1 pseudogene is annotated in these 673 nt (G+C 38.0%); it reads left to right on the top strand.

The window, feature by feature from the left end:
• Positions 1–284: 284 nt before the first annotated feature.
• Positions 285–673: pseudogene (locus AC1DTM_RS30335) on the top strand (sodium-dependent transporter); the annotation flags it as partial.

The following is a 673-nucleotide window of genomic DNA, read 5'->3' as shown; positions in this document are numbered from 1 at the left end:
CGTTTTTTATTTAGGTCTTAACTTTGTTGTGTCTTCATAACTAGGGTGGTACCGCGATATTTTATCGTCCCTACGTATTTGCGTAGGGACGTTTTTATTTAGGGCTTACTTTTGTTGTATCTTCATAACTAGGGTGGTACCGCGATATTTTTTGTCGTCCCTACGTATTTACGTAGGGGCGTTTTTTATTAGGGAGGAAGTGAGTGTATTAGAAAAGAGTATTGATAGAACAATATAAATACTGAATTGTAAAATAGAAATAGAAAAAGAGAGGAGATAAAAAGATGAATTCACAGCAATGGACATCGAAATTAGGTTTCGTATTAGCTGCAGCAGGTTCAGCAATTGGTCTTGGGGCGATTTGGAAATTCCCGTATATGGCCGGAATCGGAGGAGGCGGAGCGTTCTTCCTTATTTTCATCGGTTTCACATTATTAATTGGTTTACCGCTATTATTAGCTGAATTCGTTATTGGAAGAAGTACACAAAAAGAGGCTGTTGATGCGTATAGAGAGATTGCTCCTAAAACGTTATGGCCGTGGTTAGGTAAATTAGGGATTGTAACATGTTTCATATTACTTTCTTTCTACAGTGTTGTAGGGGGCTGGATTTTATTATACTTATGGAATGCAATTACAGGTAGACTATGGGAAGGAAATGGAGCATACGAAGC

It is taken from the genome of Bacillus sp. P4_D3 (genome assembly GCF_056401855.1).
Note: the sequence above shows the minus strand (reverse complement) of the source record. Positions and strands in the feature narration are given on the sequence as shown.